Origin of the sequence: Deinococcus radiotolerans (assembly GCF_014647435.1) — a bacterium.
GTDB classification, from domain to species: Bacteria; Deinococcota; Deinococci; order Deinococcales; family Deinococcaceae; genus Deinococcus; species Deinococcus radiotolerans.
Genome location: NZ_BMPE01000006.1, coordinates 148,699 through 169,214 on the forward strand (window position 1 = coordinate 148,699; position 20,516 = coordinate 169,214).

Below are 20,516 nucleotides of genomic sequence, written 5' to 3' on the forward strand. Positions count from 1 at the left end.
ATTCTAGGGCCTGGGGTGCGGGTCTTTCGTCGCCAGGAATGCCTTCAGCGCAGCCCGCTCAGCGTCAGGGCTGCGGACCTGCCCGGCCCGGCGCAGCGCGGCGAGGTGAGCCAGCGCCTCGCCCACCCCCCGGCCCGGTGGCACCCCCAGCGCCAGCACGTCCCGCCCGGTCAGCGGCGGGTACGCGTCCGGGCGCAGCAGGGCCCGCAGTTCCCGTTCCGGCGTGCCCTCCGGGAAGTGCGTGTCAGAGAGGGCGCGCTCCAGCAGTGCCGCCGGGCGGTCCCCCAGGCTCAGCCGGGCCGCGAGATCATCCGGATCAGGAGCGGCGTGCAGCAGCGCCGCCGCGTACGCCGTGAAGGGCACGTCCGCGCCCGCATCGCGCCGGGCGTCCAGGGCGTCCAGGACCGCTGTGGCCGGGAGCAGGGCCCCCGCACCCCAGTCCCGCAGCACGCCCGCCGCGTGGCCCGGCCGGGGCTCATGCAGCAGCAGGCGCAGTTCTGCCCACAGGCGCGGCGTCCGCCCAGCCATGCGCAGTGCGTCCGGCACCTGCGCCAGCAATTCCGGGTGCGCGCTCAGGTTCAGCCGCGCCGCCAGCCGCGCGCCGCGCACCAGCCGACTGGCGTCCTCGTGGAACGAAGCGGCGTGCAGGGGCCGCAGCACCCGCGCGTGCAGGTCGTCCAGGCCACCCACCTCATCCAGCAGCGTCCGCGCCCCGGTGGGGGAGAGGTGCAGCGCCAGCGCGTTCAGCGCAAAATCCCGCCGCCACAGATCATCCGCCAGCGTGCCCGGCAGCGGCACGGGGTTCCCGCCCGGTACCGGGTACGACTCGCGCCGCGCCCGCACCAGATCCACGGCCCGCCCATCTGGAAGAGTGACCGTCGCGTTCCCGAACGCCGGGTGAAACACGAACGGCAGGCCCGTCCCGGCGGCCAGGGCCTCCACGTCCGCAGCCGGGATCACCACGTCCAGATCCAGCGGCGTCTCGCCCAGCAGCGCGTCCCGCACCGCGCCCCCTACCAGCGCCACTCCGCCCACGCCCGCCCGGGAGGCCAGGGTCAGCAGCCACGCCCGGTCATCGGCCCGCAGGTTCGCCCACACGACCTCCGCAGGTGGTGTAGGCAGACTCATCTCGCGTCCGCCGGGCCAGCGTGCATCGCCTGGCCCGTATGGACAGAAGCGGCGCACGAGCAGCAAGCCCAGCCCGTGTCACGACCTGGAAGCGACCACCCACTGCTCTCCCAGGGCCGCCACGCCGCAGGTGGACACCAGCTCACTGGCCGGTGCGGACCGTGAACGACGACGCGTCCAGCGTCACCTTCACGTCCCGCGCCTCACCGCCCCGCACCACCCGCAGCGTCACGGCATCCCCCTCCTTCTTGTCAATCAGGGCCGCCTGCAGGTCCTCCAGCGCGTCCACAGGCTCGCCGTCCGCGCGGGTGATCACGTCTCCGCCCAACAGGATCAGCCCACCCCGGAACTGCTGCCGCTCGGTGCCCGCCCGCAGGCCCGCCCGCGCCGCCGGGGTGCCCGGCAGGACCTGCCCCACCACCAGCCCCTGATCCGGCAGGCCCAGCTGCCGCTTCCCGGCACTGGACAGCACGCTCAGGCCCACCGGCAGCAGACCCTGGCGGCTCTGCACCGCCAGCCCACCCCGGACGCCGATGTCCGGCGCGTTCACCGTGCCGCCCTGCGCGACCTGCAGGCGGGTCAGGAGGTTCTTCGCCGTGTTGATCGGAATGGCAAAGCCCACCCCGGCGCTCTGACCCACGCCACTGCTCTGCCCACTGGGCGAATAGATCTGCGTATTGATGCCGATCACCCGCCCGCCACTGTCCAGCAGCGGGCCGCCACTGTTGCCCGGGTTGATCGCCGCGTCCGTCTGGATGGCCTTCTGCGTGATCCCCTGCCCGCTCGTGCCGCCGAACCCGATCGGAATCTGCCGGGCCGTGCTGCTCACGATGCCCTCCGTCACACTGAAATCCAGACCGAACGGCGCGCCCATCGCGATCGCCTTCTGCCCCACCTTCAACGAGGCGCTGTCCCCCAGCGGAATCGGACGGATCAGGTCCTTCTTCAGGCTGGGCGCACGGATCAGCGCCAGATCGTACTGCGGCGCGAGCCCCACCACCTCCGCAGACACGCTGGCCTCCTGCCCCATCAGGCGCACCGTGATCTTCTGCGCCGGACCACTCCCACCCTCACCCGCCACCACGTGATAGTTCGTCAGGATGTCCCCCGCGTCATTCACGAAAAAGCCGCTGCCCACGCCGCGCTGCACCTCCTCCTGACCCCCGCCGAACATCATCGCGAACGGATCCTGCGGCACGACTTCCTCGGTACTGATGAACACCAACCCCGGCTCGAACCGACTCACGACATCAATCGTATTCTGCTCATTCTGAAGCCGCGCGCCCGGCTCGCTCAGCGGCACGTTCGCCGCCGCCGGGGCCGCCTGCTGTGCCGAACCCAGCGGCACCTGATCCCGTAATAGCGTCGCGCCCAGCCCCAGACCCAGCAGCACCAGCAGCACACCCACACCCTTGCCCTTCATGAGAGGCATTATCCGCCAGAGCGCGCATGCCGGATAGGCCGCACCTGTGCTCTGCTTCATGCATGACCCTCCACGACGCCACGCAGGACCTCCGCACGCACCTGGGCGACTTCCTGGACAGAGGCCGCCAGGACGGCGTGTTCCACATCCAGCCCGGCGGCCCCGGCAGCGTCCCCACCCTGACCGACCTGGACCTCCCCGAACTGCACCTGGACCTGCTCCCCGACCCGCCCAGCGACACGCAGCGCGCCACCCTGACCCACCTCGGCTACCAGCCGCACAACGAGCGCACCTGGACGCACCCGGGCGGCTGGCGCCTCGTCATCACCGACCACGGCAGCGGCTGGCGCGCCGAACAGGCCGCGCTGCGCGACCTGCTCCTGCACGACGCCCAGGTCGCCTCCACCTACCGCGCCGCCTACCTGAAGGGCGGCCGCGCGCACGCCGACCACACCCTGCGCCCCGACGCCCTCGCCCACCACGCCCAGGTGGTCGGCCTGAACCCCGCCCGGCACGTCGCCCAGCTGCTCGCCCCCCTCGACGCGCCCTGGATGTTCGCCGCCGGAATCGCCCTCGACCTGCACCTCGGCCACGTCGCCCGCCCCCACGATGACCTCGACGTCATCCTCCCCAGGGACGCGCAGGCGCACATCCCGCAACTGCTCAGCGGCTGGCGGCTCGACACGCCCCTGGACGGCACATACCAGCCCTACACCAACCCACTCAACCCACCGAACCACCAGATTCACGCCCGCCACCCCACCCTGCCTGGCGTCCTGATGCTCGACCTGCTCCTGACCGACCTCAGCAGCGGGACCTGGCACTACCGCCGCGACCCCCGCATCACCCTGCCCCTCCACCACGCCCGGCGCGTCACCCCCGAAGGCCTCCCGTACCTCACGCCCGAAGCGGTCCTACTCTTCAAAGCCAGCACCGCCGGACGTGACCCACGCGGCAAAGACGAACAGGACTTCCAGCGCGTGCACCCTGCCCTGACCCCGGAAGCCCGCGCGTGGCTGCACGAAGCACTCAACGTCACGAACCCAGGACACCCCTGGCTGAACGACCTGAACTGAAAAACCGCCCCCGAAGGGGCGGTCAACGGCTCAAGAAGGATCAATTCAGCGTCTGGTTGGTGTTGACTGCGCCCTTGGTGTTTGCCGCGGGGGCATTCCAGGTGAAGTCGCTGTACTTGTTGCCCGTACCAGAGAGTTGGAGCGACTGCCCGGTCGGCGTGGTGCCCAGCTGCGAAACGCCGACGTCCGTGCTGGTCACGCCATTCGCACAGCCGCCCACGCCTGCAAACGCGCCCTCGTAGCTCAGGAACTGGATTAGCTGGGTGCCGCTACACAGCGCCATACCGTCCGGCGCTCCGTTCTGGAACGCGCCACCAGTTGTGGTCGGGTAGCTGAACAGGTACGTGGTGTAACCGTTATTCAGCGCCGTGGTCGTCACAATGTTGCCCGCGAAAGTATCGGTGCGGTACACAGCACCGCCGGTCCCGTTGTACAGGACTAGACTCAGGTTGCTGACATTCACTCCGCTGGGCACGATCACTTCGACGTACTCATCCCCGGTGTCATTCGCCGCGTTGCTGTCGTAACTGAATTCATTGATCCAGGGTGTGCCGGCCACTGGAGCGCTGCTGACCGTCACGTCGAAGGTGGTGGTCGCATCGCTGACGCCGGTGCCGGTGCCGCGCACCGTGACGGTGTACGTGCCGGCTGTGGCGTTCGTCGCGTCCACCGTCAGGGTACCGCTGGTGCCGGTATCAGGCTGCGTGGTCACAGTTACGCTGGGGGCGGTGCCAGTGCCGGTCACGTTGTCCACGGCCAGGGCGACGGCCCCGGTGTAGTTGGTGCGGTTCACGGTGACGGTGGCCGTGCCGGACTGTCCGGCGGTGACGGTGCTGTTCTGAGCGCTCAGGCTGATGCTGGTGGTCTGCGCGGGGGGCGTGATGGGCGTCTGCGCGGTCAGGTTCAGGCCGAGCAGGATGGGGTCGTGGTCGCTGCTGCGGAAAGGATCTGCCGAGTAGAAGCTGCTGACCTGACCAGTGGTCTTGAATTCCTTGTTGTAGTCCAGCACGGTGGGTTCATCGCTGTTGATGTGCCACTTGGTGTGCCCGGCGACCTGGCCGATCATGCTGCTCGTGGCGGTCGCCTGGTCCAGGCTGCCCCACTGGCCGTCGAACTGGTACGAGTACACGTTCTTGTCGAACACGTTCGCGTAGCCGCCGCTGGCGAGAATGGTCAGAGGTTCTTCGCTGGCGTAGGCGTTGTAGTCGCCCATCAGCACGCGGTCGTCTTCTGTGACGCCGGTGGGGTTAGTGCCGAGCCAGCTGACAATGGCGCTGGCGGCGTTACGGCGGGCAATGTAGCCGTTGCCCTGCCCGTCGCCGGTATCAGCGTCGTTAAAGGCGCTGCAGGCGCTGCCCTTGCTCTTGAGGTGCATCATGACGGCCGTGAAGCGCCCGCCGTTCGCTTTGCTCTGGAAGGTCTGTGCCCAGGTGGGGCGGTTGCAGGTGTCGCCGTACGTGGCATTCACGCTGTTGTCCAGAATGGCGAGGGTGCCGACCGGGTCCACGCTGGCGGGCTTGTAAATCATGGCGACGCTGATGACATCCGTGCCTATCTTCTTGCCGGGGTTGATGTAGGCGTACGTGCCTGCACCCGCCTCGACATTCAGGGCGTTCACGAGATTCGCAATGGAGCTGTTCGAGCCCTTGTCGAAGTCGTTCTGCATTTCCAGGATGCCCAGCACGTCGGGGTTCAGGCCCGTGATGGCCTTCACGATCTTGGTCTGCTGCCGGATGAATTCGAAACAGTCGTTTGCGCCGCGGGAGTTGGCGCTGTCCGTTCCGTTGGGCGTGCAGCCCTCGTTGGTGGTCACGAGCGTCGTGAAGTAGTTCAGGACGTTCATCGAGCCTACGCGGGTGGTGCCCCCCACGCTTTCGGGCGTGCTCAGGCGGGGGTTGGCGTCGGTGATCTGCACGTTCGCCTGGGTGGACTGGATGCGGTACGCGTCTGCCGCGCCGCCTGAGGTGGAGCCAGTGGTGCTGGTGCCGTCATTCCCGAAGGTGAGGATGCCGGTGGCAGTCACCTGATCCCCGCCGCGCAGGGTGTTCGCGGCGCTCAGGGGCTGGCCGCCGCGCGCGAAGATTTCCGGGTCGGGGTTCTGCGCTCTGCTGCCGTCATCAATGCGGATGTAGCGGTCCTTGGCAGCCACCTGGTACGCGGCGTTCGCGGTGGTGTCCGGGGTGTTCAGCTGCGTGAAGTTCAGGATTCGGTCGTCGGCAATGTCGAAGCTGGCGTAGCGGCCCAGCGGGAAGTTGTTCGTGACCTTGCCGGACACGGTCACGCGCATACCCTCATGACGTTCGCGCTGCGCGACCGGCAGGGGCAGCGTCAGCGTCTGTGCTTCGGGCAGAGGTACGTTCGTCGCAACCGAGACAACACCGCCTGCACTGGTCGGGGCCAGCTGCGTGGCTTTAACGTACTCGGACACCACGCCGGTCACGCGGACGCGCTGCCCGAGTGTTACGGCAGGGCAATTTCCGCTGGCCGTACCGCAGTACACGAAGATGCCGTCACTGCTGGCGGCGTCCGCGTCGCGGTCAATGCCTTCTTCCTGAATCCAGAAGCCGTTGAGGTTCGTGCCCGTGTTGACGGACGTCACGATGCCCTCGACGGTGCGGGTGCTGCCTGCTACGGGCGAGGCGGCGTCCCCACTGGGCGTGCTGCCCTGCAATGTGGCAATGTTGTCCAGCGCCACGGTGCCTGGGTTGTCCGCCACGGCGAACACCAGGCTGAAGCGGAAGGGGTCGTCGTCGCCCACGTCGCTGCCCTTCAACTTGATGCTCACGGCGAAGTCCACGTCTACCGTGCCGCCTGCCGCCAGCGGGGCGGTCTGCCAGCCCTGGTGGCTGATGCCCGGCGCCTCGGTCGAGGCGGGCAGCGTCAGGCCCAGCGCGCCAGTGTCCAGATTGGATAGGAAAGGAGTCGAGGTTGGGTTCTCCGTAATCACGGACGCCTGAGTGGTGGGGTCAGTGGTCTGGTAGTGGGCGCGTTCCAGGCGGATTCCTGCGGGGCTGATCGGCTGCCCCGTTCGCGTGACCACGTTCAGGAAGGGCGTCTCGCCGTCTGTGGCGTACGCGCCGCTCGTGTCGACGGGCACGAAGGTCGGCACGTTGATGGCCGTGGTCGTGTTGTTTGTGACCGTGAACGTCGCCACGAGGTGCAGTACGCCGTTCTGCATGTCGGCCACGCTGCTTGCCGACTTCGACTTGAACGTCAGGCCGTTCACTTCGCCTGCCTGTGCGCTCAGGCCTGCGCGGGTCACGCTGCTGGTCATGGCCTGCGCATTGCGGCCCACGCCGTTCATGTTCAGGGTGAACACGCCGGCGCTCTGAATGGGTTTGACGGGCTTGGGGGTCGCGACTGGGGTGTTCGCGGAGGGGGCGCCGCAGGCCGTCAGGGCCAGCAGGGCGGTCAGCAGTGTTGCGGACAGTCGTTTCGTCACAGGTGCATCTCCAGAGGGGGAGGTGGGTACGCCGGTCCCGCAGGTGCAGGTGTGGCGCGGCGAGGGGGTGGTCTCCTGTATGGGCGGCGGGTGAGGCTTGAAAGGCACCTGGGTTCACTTCAGGGCTGGTTGTGGGCCTGCATGCCGGGGTACGGGATTCGTTGGGGGCACTGGTTCAGACGTCTACAGCGGCACCTCGGCTGCTCAGCGGCTGTTGCTTCCTGGGTTGAAGAGGCTGCCGGGACCGATGGGGACGGACTGGATCAGCGTGACCTGGGCCCACTTGCCCAGAGGCTGGAGCTGGGGTTTGACGTAGGTGGGGCGTAATGGGGTGGGGGTAGTGTTCATTGCGTCTCCTGTGTCTAGACACCTGCTGGCAGGCTGGGCTGCCGAGGTGATGAAGAAGTTGTAAAAGCCTGATGAATATAGAGTGATTCTGCGCAGGAAATGTGTGGGCGCGGTCAGCTGTACGGCCGGTCGGTAGGGGTGCAGTTCACCCGTTACTCTGACGTTCATGTGGATCAAAGCAGCAGAGGTGCTGGAGACAGACCTGGGCGACGAGATTGTCCTGATGCACCCCGGAACAAGTGAGATGTTCAGTCTCAACAGCGCGGGCCGCATCATCTGGACCCGGCTGCCCGCCCCGGAGGCGCAGCTTGTTCAGGCACTCATGACGCAGTTCGAGATTGACGAGGCCACCGCCACCCAGGACGTGCGCGCCCTGCTGGAGGACCTGAAGGACCGGGCGCTCGTCCACCATGAGCCCTGAAGCGGTGGGAGATGGACCGGCAGAACGGACCGAGCCGGCTGAGACGCCCCAGCGTCCGGCGGACTCCTGGTCGAGCCTTGGGGCGGAGGTTGTGCCGCACCACGGCTTCCCCGCCAGGACGCTGGACGCTCTGCAGTGGGACTGGCAGACGGAGCGGCCGGTCCGGACGGACTCTTTTCCTGATTCGGGACAGGTCATTCATCTGCACGCCGCGGCCCTGCCGGACCGGCCGGCCCAGCGGTCCTCGCAGGTCATGACCGTCATGGATTCGCCCGTCACGGTAGAGGTTTCCGGCGATGATCTCTGGCTGGACGACACACTGCATGTGGCTATCAGGGACGGCCACGCGCACATCACCCTGTCGGGTGAGGCCTCTGCGGTGGTGTGGGCGGTTGCCATGACCGAAGCGCACCGTGCGGCGGGCTGGCTGCCCCTTCACGCTGCCCTGATCAGTGACGGCCAAGCAGCCGTAGCCGTGCTGGGGGAGAGCGGTGCGGGCAAGAGTACCGCCTGCCTGCGCCTGCGCGCCCTGGGCTATCAGGTCGTGGCAGAGGACCGGGCGTGGCTGGCTCCGGACGGTACCGTCACGGGCCTGGACCGCGGCCTGCGGGCCTTCGAGGACAGCCTGCGGCGCTTTGCTCCTCAGTGGACCGAATCGGCTCACACCCTGCCGCGAGACGCGAAGGGCAAGGTGATCCTGCCACTGATTCAGCCCGGGTTCCGGTCTCTGCGTGGCGTCCGTGTCCTCGGCGACGGGATCCTGCCGCCCCCCGCGGCGCGCGTGCCGCTCACGTGGAGCGCTACGGGCCTTCCGTTGACCCGCGCGGCCCGTCAGGCGGCGGCGCCCCTCGTGCAATACCTGATTCGGGATCTGCCGTGGCAGGCCGTCACGCGCGAGTCCCTGCGGACCAGCCTGACGGAATTACAACTCAACCCCGTGAATACATAGGAGTGACAGGGCGTCAGCGGTCCTGCGTCACTCCCGGCGCTTTGTTGGCCTGCGCCAGCGTCAGGGTTCACTGAATTCCAGGAGGGGCCGGAACACGGCGCGGTTGCGGGGTTCATGGTAGGTGTCCATCGGCCCCAGGTGGTCTTCCACCCAGGCGTGACTCAGGAGGGCGCCGCCGTGCCGGGCCACGCCGCTCACGAAGCGGACCGGGTGACCCGCGCGGCGCAGGGCGCGGTAACTGGCGTACGCGCGGGGCACGCAGATGCCCTCGCGACCCTGCCGGGGGTGAGTGAGTTTCGTCACGTGCCGGGTCACGGTCAGCAGCCGGTCCAGGACATCAGGCGTGACTGGCCGCCGCGTGGCGGGACCGGGGCAGCGGGCGAGGTGCGCGCGGGGGTCACCGCCGCGCCGGACGGCCCACGCGGCCCACGCGACGTCCAGGGCGGCGCCGGGCAGGGCGGGCAGCAGCGTGGCGACCCGCTGCGCGCGCTCCTGCCAGGTGCGCCGGGTGCGTCCCCCGTCGCCCCGCAGGGCCCGCAGAAGAACAGGTTGCGTGCGCGCCGGGTCGAGTGTGAGCGCCCGGCGAGCTGGGTCGCACAGGCCCTGGAAGGCCGTCCAGGTGTGCGTCAGGCCCAGATGACGGGCGTGCTCCGCGAGAGCCGTGGGCGTGACGTGCCGCCCGAGACGCTCCAAGTCCAGGTAGTCGGCTGCTTTCAGCGCGCCGTGGTCGCCGCCCCAGGCGCGGTTGGCGACCAGGGCCAGCAGGATCTCGTCGCGGGGGTCGGGCCTCAGGATTCGCAGGCCCTCCCAGTCGGTGGGGCGGGCGCGCTGCCACAGGCCGGTCGTCAGGGCCGCCGCGCGTGCCGCGCTGACGTACAGGGCGGGCACGATCCAGCGGTGCACGTCCAGGCGGACGAGGAGGTCCGGTGCGAACAGGTGGGTGCTCTCGTGCAGCCACAGGCGGTGGTCGGGGGCGTCCTCCAGCCGGTCGCTCTGCCAGCCCAGCTGCCGGGCGACCTGCACGGCGCGCCGCACGGTGGGCGCGTCGGGCGGGATGAGCAGGTCCACGTCGCCGTAGTACCGTTCACCGGGGGTGCCGTACTCGAATTCACTCAGGGCGAAGCCCTTGATCAGCAGGGCGGGGATGCCCGCTTCGGCCCAGGCGGCCAGCAGGGGCCGCAGGGCGTGGCGGGTCCGGGCGTGCCGCACGGCCAGCTGCCGGGCGTCGGCGGTCAGCTCGGGCCGCGCCGGGTGCGTCTGGGGCATGCGGGCGCGCAGGGCGCCGCCCAGGCCCGCCTGCCGCGCGGCGTGCAGCTGCGCTGGCGTCAGCTGGTCAGCCGGGGCAGTCAGTGCGCCCTGGACGGCCTCACATGGATCGGCAGGCGTGCTCATCTGGCGCGCAGACTAGTGCAGCGTGACGGGCGTGTGAAGGTCAGGGGTCACGCCTGGGCGTGGGGGCTGGCTTCGCGCTCGTCGAGCTCGGCGATCTCCTCGGGGCTCAGCTGGTAGCGTTCGTTGCACCAGTGGCAGACGATCTCTTGGCCGCCGGACTCGATCATGTCCTGCCGTTCGTGCGCCGTGAAGAACTTCAGGCTGTCCGCCGCGCGCTCCCTGGAGCAGCGGCACTCGAACCGGGCGGGTTGGGCGTCCGGGGCAAGCTGGAGGTCCAGGCCGTCCGTGGCGCGCTGAATGGCTTCCAGCAGGCCCCCGCGGCGCAGGCTGTCGGTGATCTGCCCCATGGCGCGGATGTTCGCCTCCAGTCGCCCCAGGGTCTCGTCGGTGACGCCCGGCATGGCCTGAATGAGCAGGCCGCCGGCGTGCATGACCTGCTCGCCCTGCTCGTACACGCCGAGCAGCACGGCGTTCGGGATCTGCTCGGACACGCCCAGGTAGACGCTGACGTCCTCGGCGATCTCACCGCTGACCAGGTTGGCGCTGCCGGTGTAGGGCTCGCCGTTGTCCAGGAGGCGGGTCACGGCGATCTCTCCGGACGTGCCGACCAGGCCGCTCACGTCAAGTTTGCCGTCCCGTTCGCGGATGGGCAGGTCGGCTTCCGGGTGGCGGACGTAGCCCCGCACGCGGCCGTCGGCGCTGCCTTCGGCCACCATCCAGCCGACCGGGCCGTCTCCTTCCACGCGGATGTTCACGCGGCTGTCGGTCTTCTTGCCCAGCACGATGGCCAGCAGGGCGCTGGCGGTCATGGTGCGCCCCAGGGCGGCGGTGGCGGTCTTGGACAGACCGTGGCGGATGCGGGCGTCCTCGACGATGCGGGTCGAGTCCATCCCCACGAGGCGCAGGGTGCCCTGGGCGGCCACACCACGCAGAATGAAGGAGTCGGCTTGAGAGGCAGTCATCCCGTCACCTTAGCGGGTGACGGCGATTCAAGCTGTGCAGGGCCTCCCAATCGGGTCCGCATGGGCGCTGCGGACTGGCAGGCGGCAGGTGAACGGCGGGTCGTCTCTCGGTCGGGGACAGGCGGTGGTTGGCGGGCCGGGCCCTATACGTTACCTTCAGCCTTCTGGCGGGAAGCTCTCACGCCGCCTTCCTAGTATGAGAGGCCATGACGGTCACGGCCAAGCAATAAGCGTGCTCGCACGCTGATTTCCCTGACAGTTTCTCCTCCGCCGACTCCAGTCAGGTGTCCAGGTCCGTCACCCGATCCGCCAGTGAACGGGCGTGGTGCTTTCCACCCCGGAACAAGGAGTCTGCATGAAGAACACAACCCTCAGCGCCGTGGCCCTCGCCACCCTGACCCTCGCCGCCTGCAACAACAAGCAGGCCGGCGGCGCCGACAGCACCCTCGTCATCCAGCAGTCCGCCGACGTGCCCACCCTGGACCCCGGCACCACCTACGACACGTCCAGCGGTCAGGTCGTGGAAAACGTCTACGAAACCCTGGTCGGCTACCAGGGCAGCGACATCACCAAGGTCGTGCCCGTCCTGGCCACCGAATGGCAGGAAGGCGAGGGCGGCAAGCAGTACCGCTTCACGCTGCGTGACGGCGTGAAGTTCCACACCGGCAACGACTTCACCTGCGCCGACGCGGAGTACACCATCCGCCGCAACCTCGTGACGAACAGCGCCGACAGCGGCAACTGGTTCCTGTCCGAGAGCCTGCTGGGCACCCCCAGCAACGCCAACGACGACAAGGCCATCACCTGGGACAAGATCAGCAGCGCCGTCAAGTGCGACGGCAACACCCTGGTCTTCACCCTGCCCGCCGTCGACCCCGCCTTCATGACCAAACTGGCCTACATCGGCCAGGGCATCGTGGACAGCAAGCACGCCAAGGACATCGGCGAGTGGGACGGCACCGAGGCCACCTGGAAGGACTGGATCGGCAAGGACATCATGGGCAGCGAGCTGAACAAGCAGCCCAGCGGGACCGGCGCGTACAAACTCGTGAACCGCGACGCGAACGCCATCACCCTGACCGCGTTTGACGGCTACTGGGGCGAGGACAAACCCAAGATCAAGAACGTGATCCTCCAGAAGGTGCCGGAAGAGGCCGCCCGCGTGCAGGCGTTCCTGAAGGGCGACGCGGACTTCATTGAGGTGCCCCGCGCCATCATCAGCAGCCAGCTGCAGGGCAAGCCCGGCGTGGCGGTCCTCGACGACCTGACCAACACCACCGCCGCGGGCTTCAGCATGAACGAGAAGATCTCGGCCGACAGCGGCATGATCGGCAGCGGCAAACTCGACGGGAAGGGCGTGCCCACCGACTTCTTCAAGGACGCCGACGTGCGCCGCGGCTTCGTGGCCTCCTTCGACGTGCCCACCTACATCGAGCAGGTGCAGGAAGGCAAGGGCAGCCCCCGCAACTTCCTGCTGCCCGACTCCTTCCCCGGTTACGACAGCAATCTGGAAGCCGCGAAGTTCGACCCTGAACTGGCCAAGGCCGCGTTCCAGCGCGCCTGGGACGGTCAGGTCTGGGACAAGGGCTTTACGGTGAACGTCTCCTACCGTGCCGGCGCGCAGACCCAGCAGACCGCCATGGAACTGCTGAAGAAGAACATCGAAGCCCTGAACCCCAAGTTCAAGGTGAACATCGTCGCCAAGGAATGGAGCGAGCTGATCAACTCCAAGAACGTGCCCAAGGAAGCCATGATCATGACCGCCTGGGCACCCGACTACGCCGACCCGGACAACTTCGTGTCCACCTTCTACGCCAGCAACGGCTACTACGCCCCGCGCATCAACGCGCAGGACACGCAGATGGACACCTGGGTCAAGGAAGCGCGCAGCACCACCGACTCGGCCCGCCGTGACGAGCTGTACGCGCAGATCGCCAAGCACGCCCTGGATCAGGCGTACTACATCATCATGCCCGCCCAGCCGAACGTGTTCCCCTACCGCGACAACATCAAGGGCGTGAGCGCCGACGTGTTCAACCCCATGATCGCGTTCACCTCGGGCACGTACTGGAAGAACCTCAGCAAGGACTGAACACCGCTGAGTCCCGGACCGCCTCGGCCACACGGCTGAGGCGGTTTTCCCTGCACGCGGGCTATGCTGCGCGCATGCTCGACGCCGAGACCCTGGAAGCCGGAACTGCGCGCCCCATCACGCTGCTGCTTGTCGATGACCACCCGGTCGTGCGCAAGGGCACCCGTGAACTACTGGAAAGCGAGGCGGACCTGCGCGTGGTGGGCGAAGCCGGCAGTGGCGAGGAGGCGATCCTGCGCGCGCGGGACCTCACGCCCGACGTGATCCTGATGGACGTCAGCATGCCCGGCATGAACGGCATTGACGCCACGCGCGCCATCAAGGCCGAGCGGCCCGGCGTGGGCGTGCTGGTGCTGACCAGCTACGACGACGACGCGTACGTGTTCGCGCTGCTGGAAGCCGGCGCCGCCGGATACCTGCTGAAAAACGCCTCAGAGGACGACCTGCTCGGCGCCGTGCGCGCCGTGGCCGCCGGCGAGAGCGCCCTGCACCCCAGCGTGGCGAAAAAGGTCCTGGAACGCTTCAGCACCCACACCACGCCCACGCCCCCCGAGGACGACCTGAGCCCCCGCGAACTGGAGGTGCTGCGCGTGGCCGCCACCGGCCGCACCAACAAGGAGATCGCCCGGGACCTTGATATCAGCCCCCGCACCGTGCAGGTGCACCTCGCGAACATCTTCTCCAAGCTGGGCGTGGGCAGCCGCACCGAGGCGGTCCTGTACGGCATCAAGCGCGGCTGGATCGACCCGAAGAACCTGTAAGGCCGCCCGGTGTCCGAGGCTGTCCCGCCGTTCCCGCAGACCCTCTCGCAGGCGTCGAGTGTTGCCGCGTTCGCGCGGGACCTCGCCGCGTACGCCTGCCCGGTCCTGCACGCGCATGGCGTTCGCGTGTGGATCGTGCAGGACGCCGCCCTGACCCCCGTCGCCGAGGAGGGCCGGGGCCTGGCACTCAGTGACGGCACGCTGGCCCACGAGGCGCTGACCGTCGGCGCGCTGATGGAGGACGGCATGCTCGCCGCCCTGCCCTTCGGCTGCGGCGTGCTGGAAGCCGTCGGCGCCAGCCCCGACGGGCTGCGCGCCCTGCTGAGCGCAGCCCCGCTGCTGGCCCTGGCCGTGGAGGGCGTGCAGGCCCGCGAGGCCCGGCGCGGACACGGCCGCATCGCGGAGACCGTCGAGGGCCTCGTGCGGCGCCTGGGCGGCAGCCTGGACCTGCCCGAAGTGCTGACGGTCACCGCGCAGAGCGCCGCGCTGGCCCTGGGGTTCCGCCGCGCGTTCGTGGCGCTCTTCAGCGAATTCCACGAGGGCGGCCGCGCCCGCACCGGCGAGGTCTTCACGCACGGTTTCGACGAGGAATTCAAGGGCGGGATCGGCGTGGGCCCCGTCACCTTCGAGACGCTGGTGCAGCGCGGCGAGGCCATCCGCTTCGAGCGGCCCCGCGACGCCGGCAGCCCCCTGGCCCGCGGCCTGGCCGAACTCGCCCCGCACGCCGCCGTGATCGCACCCCTCTCCGCGCGCGGGCAGGCGCTGGGCCTGCTGTACGTGGACACGCAGCAGCCCGGCTCCAGCGCCAGCGAGGACGACGCGCGGCTGGTCCTGGCGCTGGCCGAGCAGGCCTCGCTGGCCATCGACAATGCCCGCCTGTACGGCATCGAGACCCGCAAACGCGAGGCGGCCGAGGCGCTGCGCGAGGCGGGCGCGGCCCTGGCGGGCAGCTTGCACCTGAGTGACACCCTGACCCGCGTGTTGGAACGTGCCACGACCCTGTTCCACGCGGACGCCGCCGCCGTGTACGAACGCCAGCCCGACGGGCGCACCGTGAACATCCGTTCCGCCGTGGGCCTCCCGAACGAGTACATGCTGCGCGTCCGCGCCAAGGTGGGCCTGGGCGTCACCGGGCGCGCCATCGCCGAGTGCCAGCCCATCGCCGCGCGGGACCTCACGCAGGCGCACTACGGCGGCAGCAGCCGCTACACCCGCCAATTGCTCGCCGCTGGCCGCTACCCGTACCGGGGCGTGATCAGCCTGCCCCTGACCACCCGCGCGGGCGTGTTCGGCGCGCTGACCCTGTACTGGCAGAACGAACTGCCCCTGGACGCGGACGATCAGGCGCTCGCCGCCGTGTTCGCCTCCCAGGCGGGCCTGGCCATCGAGAACGCCCGCCTGTACGAAGAGGAACTGCGCCGCGAGAACGAGGCCGCCCTGCTGCTGAACCTGGGCCGCACCCTGGGCGAGGACCAGAGTGACGCGGCCCTCGCCGACGCCGCCCGCCTCGTGACGCACGCCATGAACGCCTCACGCAGCCTGATCGCCCTGACCGACGACCAGGGCGCATTCACCCGCTGCGCCACGTACAACCTGCACGTGCCCCCGCAGAGTGATCTACAGGCGCTGGCCGCGCAGCTGGGCCGCGGCCCACGCGCCCTGACCCGCCGCTACACCCTGGCCGTCGCCGGAAGCGGCCTGATCGTCCCGCTGCGCGCCGAAACCCAGGGCGACCCACGCAGCGAGGACCCCCTGCTGGGCTTCCTGTACCTCGACGATCCCGGCACCGACCCCCCCGGCGAGCACCTGCTGGCCCTGGCCCGCAGCGTCGCCGACCAGATCACGCAGACCCTGACCCGCCAGCGCCTGCTGACCGAACTCGAACGGCAGGAAGCCCGCTACCGCCAGCTCGCCGAGGGCGCGCACGACCTGATCATCAGCACCGACCCCGCCGGGACCATCACGTACGCCAACCCGGCCGCCGGGACGCTGCTCGAACCGCTGACCGGCCCGCTGCCGGGCGCGAACCTCCTCGACCTGCCCACCCCCGACACCCGCCCCGCCCTGCGCGCCGCGTGGGCCAGCGCCCGCCGGGCCTCGCGCGGGAGCCGCACCGAGATCCAGATCGGCCCGCACCGCCTGGAACTGCGCGTGGGCGTCATGGACGGCGGGCGCGGCGTCCTCACCGTCGGGCGCGACCTCTCCGAACTCCAGACCCTCGCCGACGAGATCGCCCGGCGCGGACAGGCCCTTGAGGCCGCCACCAGCCGCACCGTCGAGATGCGCACCTTCCTGACGCTGTTCACGCAGGCGCAGGAAGAAGAACGCCGCCGCATCAGCCGCGAACTGCACGACGACACCGCCCAGGTCCTGACCGCCACCACCCGCCGCGTCGCCCGCCTCGCCCGCGAACTCCAGGGCCCCCAGAAGGAGCGCGCCGACGACATCCTGACCGACCTGAACGCCGCCATCGACGGCGTGCGCCGCTTCGCCCGCAACCTCCGCCCCAGCGTCCTGGACGACCTGGGCCTCCTCCCGGCCCTGGAATGGCTGGCCACGCAGGCCGCCACGCCCACCCGCCTGGAAGTCAGCGGTCAGGAGCGCCGCCTGGACCCCGCCACCGAACTCACTCTGTTCCGCCTGTCGCAGGAAGCGCTGAACAACGTGGACAAGCACGCCGGGGCCGCCAGCGCCGCCATCCGCGTAGCGTTCCAGGCGGGGCACGTGCAGGTCGCCATCCGCGACGACGGGCAGGGCTTCACGCCCGACCAGGCGCAGGAACGCGCGCAGGCCGGACACCTGGGCCTCATCGGCCTGCGTGAGCGCGTCGCCCTGACCGGCGGCACCCTGGACGTGGACAGCAGCCCCGGCGCAGGCACCACCCTGACCTTCACCCTGCCCGGCTGACGGCGCATGCGGCTCAGCGGCGCAGCAGGTCCTCGATGGCGTCCGCGAGGTGCTCGGCGGTGATGTTGGCGTCGCCGCGCGCCACGCGCAGCTCGAAGGCGCGGCGCAGCACGTCCGCGTCGCGGCAGCCCTCGGGCGTCTGGAACTTGTAGCAGGCCAGTTCGATCTTCATGCCGTTCGGATCGCGGAAGTAGATGGAGTCCATGAACCCCCGGTCGCGTTCCAGCACCTCAATGCCCCGCGCCCGCAGCCGCTCTGGGGCGAGCTGGAAGGTCGCGCGGGACACGTTGAACGCCAAGTGCTCCACGGTGCCCGGCTCGCGCGGCGCGTCCCGACCGGCGTCTACTCGGCCCTCGTCAGTGAACACCGTTAGCAGGCGGCCGTCCCCGGGGTCGAAGTACAGGTGGTTCTCGGCCGGGTTGCCCAGGTTCGGCTGCTCGAACACGAAGGGCATGCCCAGCACGCCCTCCCAGAAGTCCAGCGCACTCTGGCGGGTGGAACCGACAATGGTGACGTGATGCACGCCCTGCACCTGCACCCTGCTTGAGACGTTGCGGGTCATGGCGTCAGGCTAGCGCGTCAGCCGTACCGCTTCAGGAACTCGCCCCTGGGCAGCCACGCCATTTTCGGGGTGTCCTCGCTGGGCGCGCGGGTGGTGCCGTACGCGAGGCGCAGCAGCCGGAAGCCCAGGCCGTACCAGCGGGCCGTGGCGGGCGGCAGGTCCAGCAGCGTAAAGCCCGCCTGCGCCAGCGGCGCGTGAAAGAGGGTCACCGCGAACACCGCCTGCGCGCCGTGCAATTCGGGGCGTTCCTGGAGGGCCGCGCCCACGTCACGCAGGCTGCGCAGGTACGCGCGGTACGCCGTCAGGGCGCTGCGCGCCGCGAGCCCCACGATGCGCGGCGAGTGCAGGTGCAGTTCCGCCGTTGGGGCCGTGCGGGGCAGCGGCAGCGGGGCGGGCGCGTGATTCAGCGGCGCCACCCTCATGACCGCGTCGGCCCGCTGCGCGAGGTCGATCACGCCGTGCTGCCGCGCGAAGCGGTCCTCCACGAGGCGGGTGTAGCCGTGCAGGAACAGGTCGCGGCCCGTCCCGGCGCGCAGCTCGGGCACGTCCCGGACGGGCACGGCGCGGTAGCCCAGGCGTTTCAGGTCCGCCAGCGTGAGGGTCAGCTGCGCGGGCTCGGCGGTCAGCAGCGCGCCGGGGGACGGGCGTGACGCCGGCAGCGGCAGCGCGTGCAGGCCGTGGGTGCCAAGGGCGGTCAGGTCGGCCAGCCGGTCTGGTGTGGCCCAGGTGGTCACTGGCTGTCCGGCCAGCACGTCCAGCTGCGGCGCGCCGGACGGGTCGCCCAGGCCGGCGATCTCGTGTCCGGCCAGCTCCGCGCGTTCCAGACGCGCGGCCAGGACGGGGGAGAGCAGCAGCGTGGCGTGCGCACCGGCGCTGCGCAGGGCGTCCAGCGTGGCGGTCAGCTCAGCGGCCGAGCGGACCGGGACGCTCAGGCCCACGCGCGGGTCGCCCGGGTGGCCGCCGTGCCAGGTGCCGGATACACCGGCGCGCAGCGCGGCCCGCAGGGCAGGAGAGGAGGCAGGCATGACCTGGCCACTGTACCGCCTGACAGGTTGTGAGGCGCGGCCGTGAGTCCGGCCCCCTTCGGGTGACGCAGTTCTGAGCCCACTCTCATGTCCGGCGTCGTATGCTCCTGACTAGAGATGCTTCAGGAATTCTTAAACTTTCCCGGGGGGCGTGTCATCCAGCCCAGCGCCCAGCGCACTCCAGAGGCCGCATGAGACCCCTGCGCATTGGGCTGTTCACCGACACGTTCCTGCCGGATCAGAACGGCATCGTGACCAGCGTCAGCCTCCTGAGTGACGAACTGCGCGCCCAGGGGCACCACGTTGACGTGGTCGCGCCGGACTTCCCCGAGCACATTGACACCCGCGCCGACGTCATGCGCGTCGACAGCGTCCGCTACATGTTTCTGCCCACCTACCGCCTCGCGTGGCCGACCCGCAAGGACTTCACGCACCGGTACGACGTCATCCATACGCACACGCCCCTGACGCTGGGCCTGGCGGGTGCCCGCCTGGCGCGCAAGTGGGAGATTCCGCACGTCGCCACGTACCACACGCACATCGAGGCCTACACCCATTACGTGCCTGGCGTGACCACCCTGCAACGCCACACCGGCGTGGTCACCAAGGCCATGGCGCTGCACTACGGCAAGGCCGAGGCGGTCATCACGCCCACGGCCGGCATGATGGACGTCCTGGCCGCCATGAAGGTCCGCAACCCGGTCGTGATTCCCACCAGCATCGACCCGCGCGTGCTGAACGCCGCGCCCCCCATCGAGAGCCCCTGGCCGGAAGGGAAACGGCGACTGCTTAGCGTGGGCCGCCTCGCGCGGGAGAAACGCTTCGATCACGTGCTGGACACCCTGGCCGCCCTGCCGGACGCGCACCTCGTGATTCTCGGCGAGGGGCCTGAACGGGACCACCTCGAAACGCACGCGCAACGGCTCGGCGTGGCCCACCGCGTCACGTTCCTGGGCGTGCGGCCCTGGACGGACATCGGCGCGTACTACCGTCAGGCAGAACTGTTCGTGTTCGCCAGCGATACTGAAACGCAGGGCCTCGTGCTTCAGGAAGCGCAGCTGATGGGCCTGCCCGTCGTGGCGGTCGGCGCGCGCGGCACCCTGAGCGGCGTGGCGCACGGCCGCAGCGGGTTCCTGGTCACGCCGGGCGACGTGAACGGCCTGATCGCGCACGCCCGCTCACTGCTGGACGACCCCGTCCTGTGGGCGCAGATTTCCGAGAATGCCCGCCAGTTCGGGGCGACGACCACCCCGCAAGGCGTGGCGCAGCAGGTGCTGGACGTGTACAGTCACGTGCTCGGCATGCCGCGTGCCATCGCCTTCCCGGACGAGGTCAGCGGTCATCCCCGAAGTACCCTCGCGTATGACCAGTGATGTTCTTGAAGTGTTGCCACACGAAGGGCAGCACGCCCCGGTCGAGGCGGCGCGCACTCGTCTCGACCAACGCGCGCCGCACGTAGGCGATCTCCCCGATCCGCGCGAGTTCCTCACCCAGGATCACGTCCTCGTAGGCTTCCACCGGCGGGTACCCGCCGACCAGCAGCGCTGCCTCCCGCGAGAAGGCCATATTCGCGCCCGCCAGGTTCGGCCGGCCGATCACGCGCGCCACGTGCAGGAACGCGCTGTAACTGCTGCCCGACGCCAGGGCCCAGTGCCGCGCCACGCCCGAGAAGCGCATCGGACCGTACAGCGCCGTGCGGCCCGGCGCGGCCTCACTGAGCGCCTCCAGCCAGTGCGGGACGGGCAGGGAATCCGCGTCCGTGGTGGCCACCCACTCCGTCCGCGCCGATTCCAGACCCAGCTGCCGGGCGTGCGCCACGCCGCGCGCCTCGCAGCTCAGCACGCGCGCGCCCGCAGCCCGCGCAATCTCCAGGGTCGCGTCACGACTGCCGTTGTCCACCACGATCACCTCACGTGGGGGCAGGGTCTGCCGTTCCAGCGCGCGCAGCGTCATGGGCAGGTACTTCGCCTCGTTGCGGGCGGGAATGACAACCGTGAACTCGGGCACCTTCACACCCTAGCAGGCGCG

The 20,516-nt window shown here is 69.6% G+C and carries 16 protein-coding genes; 7 read left to right on the plus strand and 9 right to left on the minus strand.

The window, feature by feature from the left end; translation table 11 throughout:
• Positions 1-3 precede the first annotated feature (3 nt).
• On the minus strand, positions 4-1,128 hold the full coding sequence (locus IEY63_RS12380) for a tRNA nucleotidyltransferase/poly(A) polymerase family protein (protein WP_189069316.1): 1,125 nt from the start codon (positions 1,126-1,128) through the stop codon (positions 4-6).
• 142 nt (positions 1,129-1,270) lie between these two features.
• Positions 1,271-2,551, minus strand: a complete 1,281-nt coding sequence (locus IEY63_RS12385) for a S1C family serine protease (protein ID WP_189069317.1) — start codon at positions 2,549-2,551, stop codon at positions 1,271-1,273.
• 62 nt (positions 2,552-2,613) lie between these two features.
• On the opposite strand from IEY63_RS12385, the gene IEY63_RS12390 reads away from it, so the two are divergent.
• On the plus strand, positions 2,614-3,627 hold the full coding sequence (locus IEY63_RS12390; protein WP_189069318.1) for a hypothetical protein: 1,014 nt from the start codon (positions 2,614-2,616) through the stop codon (positions 3,625-3,627).
• 40 nt (positions 3,628-3,667) lie between these two features.
• Here IEY63_RS12390 and IEY63_RS12395 read toward each other — a convergent pair whose 3' ends face one another.
• Together IEY63_RS12395 and IEY63_RS12400 are read right to left on the minus strand one after the other, a co-directional pair.
• Positions 3,668-7,069, minus strand: coding sequence for an ExeM/NucH family extracellular endonuclease (locus IEY63_RS12395; RefSeq protein WP_229784683.1), 3,402 nt, complete (start codon positions 7,067-7,069; stop codon positions 3,668-3,670).
• 204 nt (positions 7,070-7,273) lie between these two features.
• Positions 7,274-7,417 carry a hypothetical protein gene (locus IEY63_RS12400; protein ID WP_189069319.1) on the minus strand — a complete coding sequence of 48 codons (144 nt, stop codon included), beginning with the start codon at positions 7,415-7,417 and terminating at the stop codon, positions 7,274-7,276.
• A 166-nt stretch (positions 7,418-7,583) separates the two neighbouring features.
• Here IEY63_RS12400 and IEY63_RS12405 point away from each other — a divergent pair, with 166 nt between their 5' ends.
• Positions 7,584-7,838, plus strand: a complete 255-nt coding sequence (locus IEY63_RS12405; RefSeq protein ID WP_189069320.1) for a PqqD family protein — start codon at positions 7,584-7,586, stop codon at positions 7,836-7,838.
• 91 nt (positions 7,839-7,929) lie between these two features.
• Positions 7,930-8,787 (plus strand): hypothetical protein, encoded by an 858-nt coding sequence (locus IEY63_RS12410; protein WP_189069321.1) that lies wholly within the window; start codon positions 7,930-7,932, stop codon positions 8,785-8,787.
• A 60-nt stretch (positions 8,788-8,847) separates the two neighbouring features.
• Here the strand turns inward: IEY63_RS12410 and IEY63_RS12415 are convergent, their stop codons facing one another.
• Together IEY63_RS12415 and hslO are read right to left on the minus strand one after the other, a co-directional pair.
• Entirely contained in the window at positions 8,848-10,179 is a 1,332-nt protein-coding gene (locus IEY63_RS12415) for a lasso peptide biosynthesis B2 protein (protein ID WP_189069322.1), read from the minus strand.
• Positions 10,180-10,226: 47 nt separating this feature from the next.
• The gene (gene hslO / locus IEY63_RS12420) at positions 10,227-11,141 is read right to left on the minus strand and encodes an Hsp33 family molecular chaperone HslO (protein WP_189069323.1); all 915 of its coding nucleotides are present in this window, start codon (positions 11,139-11,141) and stop codon (positions 10,227-10,229) included.
• A gap of 355 nt (positions 11,142-11,496) precedes the next feature.
• On the opposite strand from hslO, the gene IEY63_RS12425 reads away from it, so the two are divergent.
• The 3 genes from IEY63_RS12425 (at position 11,497) to IEY63_RS12435 (ending at position 16,901) form a co-directional block, all read left to right on the plus strand.
• A complete protein-coding gene (locus tag IEY63_RS12425) occupies positions 11,497-13,233 on the plus strand; it encodes an ABC transporter substrate-binding protein (protein ID WP_189069324.1) in 1,737 nt (578 codons plus the stop codon).
• 74 nt (positions 13,234-13,307) lie between these two features.
• Positions 13,308-13,994 (plus strand): response regulator, encoded by a 687-nt coding sequence (locus IEY63_RS12430; protein WP_189069325.1) that lies wholly within the window; start codon positions 13,308-13,310, stop codon positions 13,992-13,994.
• Between the two features lie 9 nt (positions 13,995-14,003).
• Positions 14,004-16,901 carry a GAF domain-containing sensor histidine kinase gene (locus tag IEY63_RS12435; RefSeq protein WP_189069326.1) on the plus strand — a complete coding sequence of 966 codons (2,898 nt, stop codon included), beginning with the start codon at positions 14,004-14,006 and terminating at the stop codon, positions 16,899-16,901.
• A 13-nt stretch (positions 16,902-16,914) separates the two neighbouring features.
• Here IEY63_RS12435 and IEY63_RS12440 read toward each other — a convergent pair whose 3' ends face one another.
• Entirely contained in the window at positions 16,915-17,463 is a 549-nt protein-coding gene (locus tag IEY63_RS12440) for a VOC family protein (protein ID WP_189069327.1), read from the minus strand.
• A gap of 17 nt (positions 17,464-17,480) precedes the next feature.
• Positions 17,481-18,488 (minus strand): YkoP family protein, encoded by a 1,008-nt coding sequence (locus IEY63_RS12445; RefSeq protein ID WP_189069328.1) that lies wholly within the window; start codon positions 18,486-18,488, stop codon positions 17,481-17,483.
• A gap of 191 nt (positions 18,489-18,679) precedes the next feature.
• Between IEY63_RS12445 and IEY63_RS12450 the strand changes: the two genes are divergently transcribed.
• Positions 18,680-19,861 carry a glycosyltransferase gene (locus IEY63_RS12450; protein ID WP_189069329.1) on the plus strand — a complete coding sequence of 394 codons (1,182 nt, stop codon included), beginning with the start codon at positions 18,680-18,682 and terminating at the stop codon, positions 19,859-19,861.
• Here the strand turns inward: IEY63_RS12450 and IEY63_RS12455 are convergent.
• Positions 19,821-20,495, minus strand: coding sequence for a glycosyltransferase family 2 protein (locus IEY63_RS12455; protein ID WP_189069330.1), 675 nt, complete (start codon positions 20,493-20,495; stop codon positions 19,821-19,823). The genes IEY63_RS12450 and IEY63_RS12455 overlap by 41 nt on opposite strands.
• Positions 20,496-20,516: the final 21 nt, after the last annotated feature.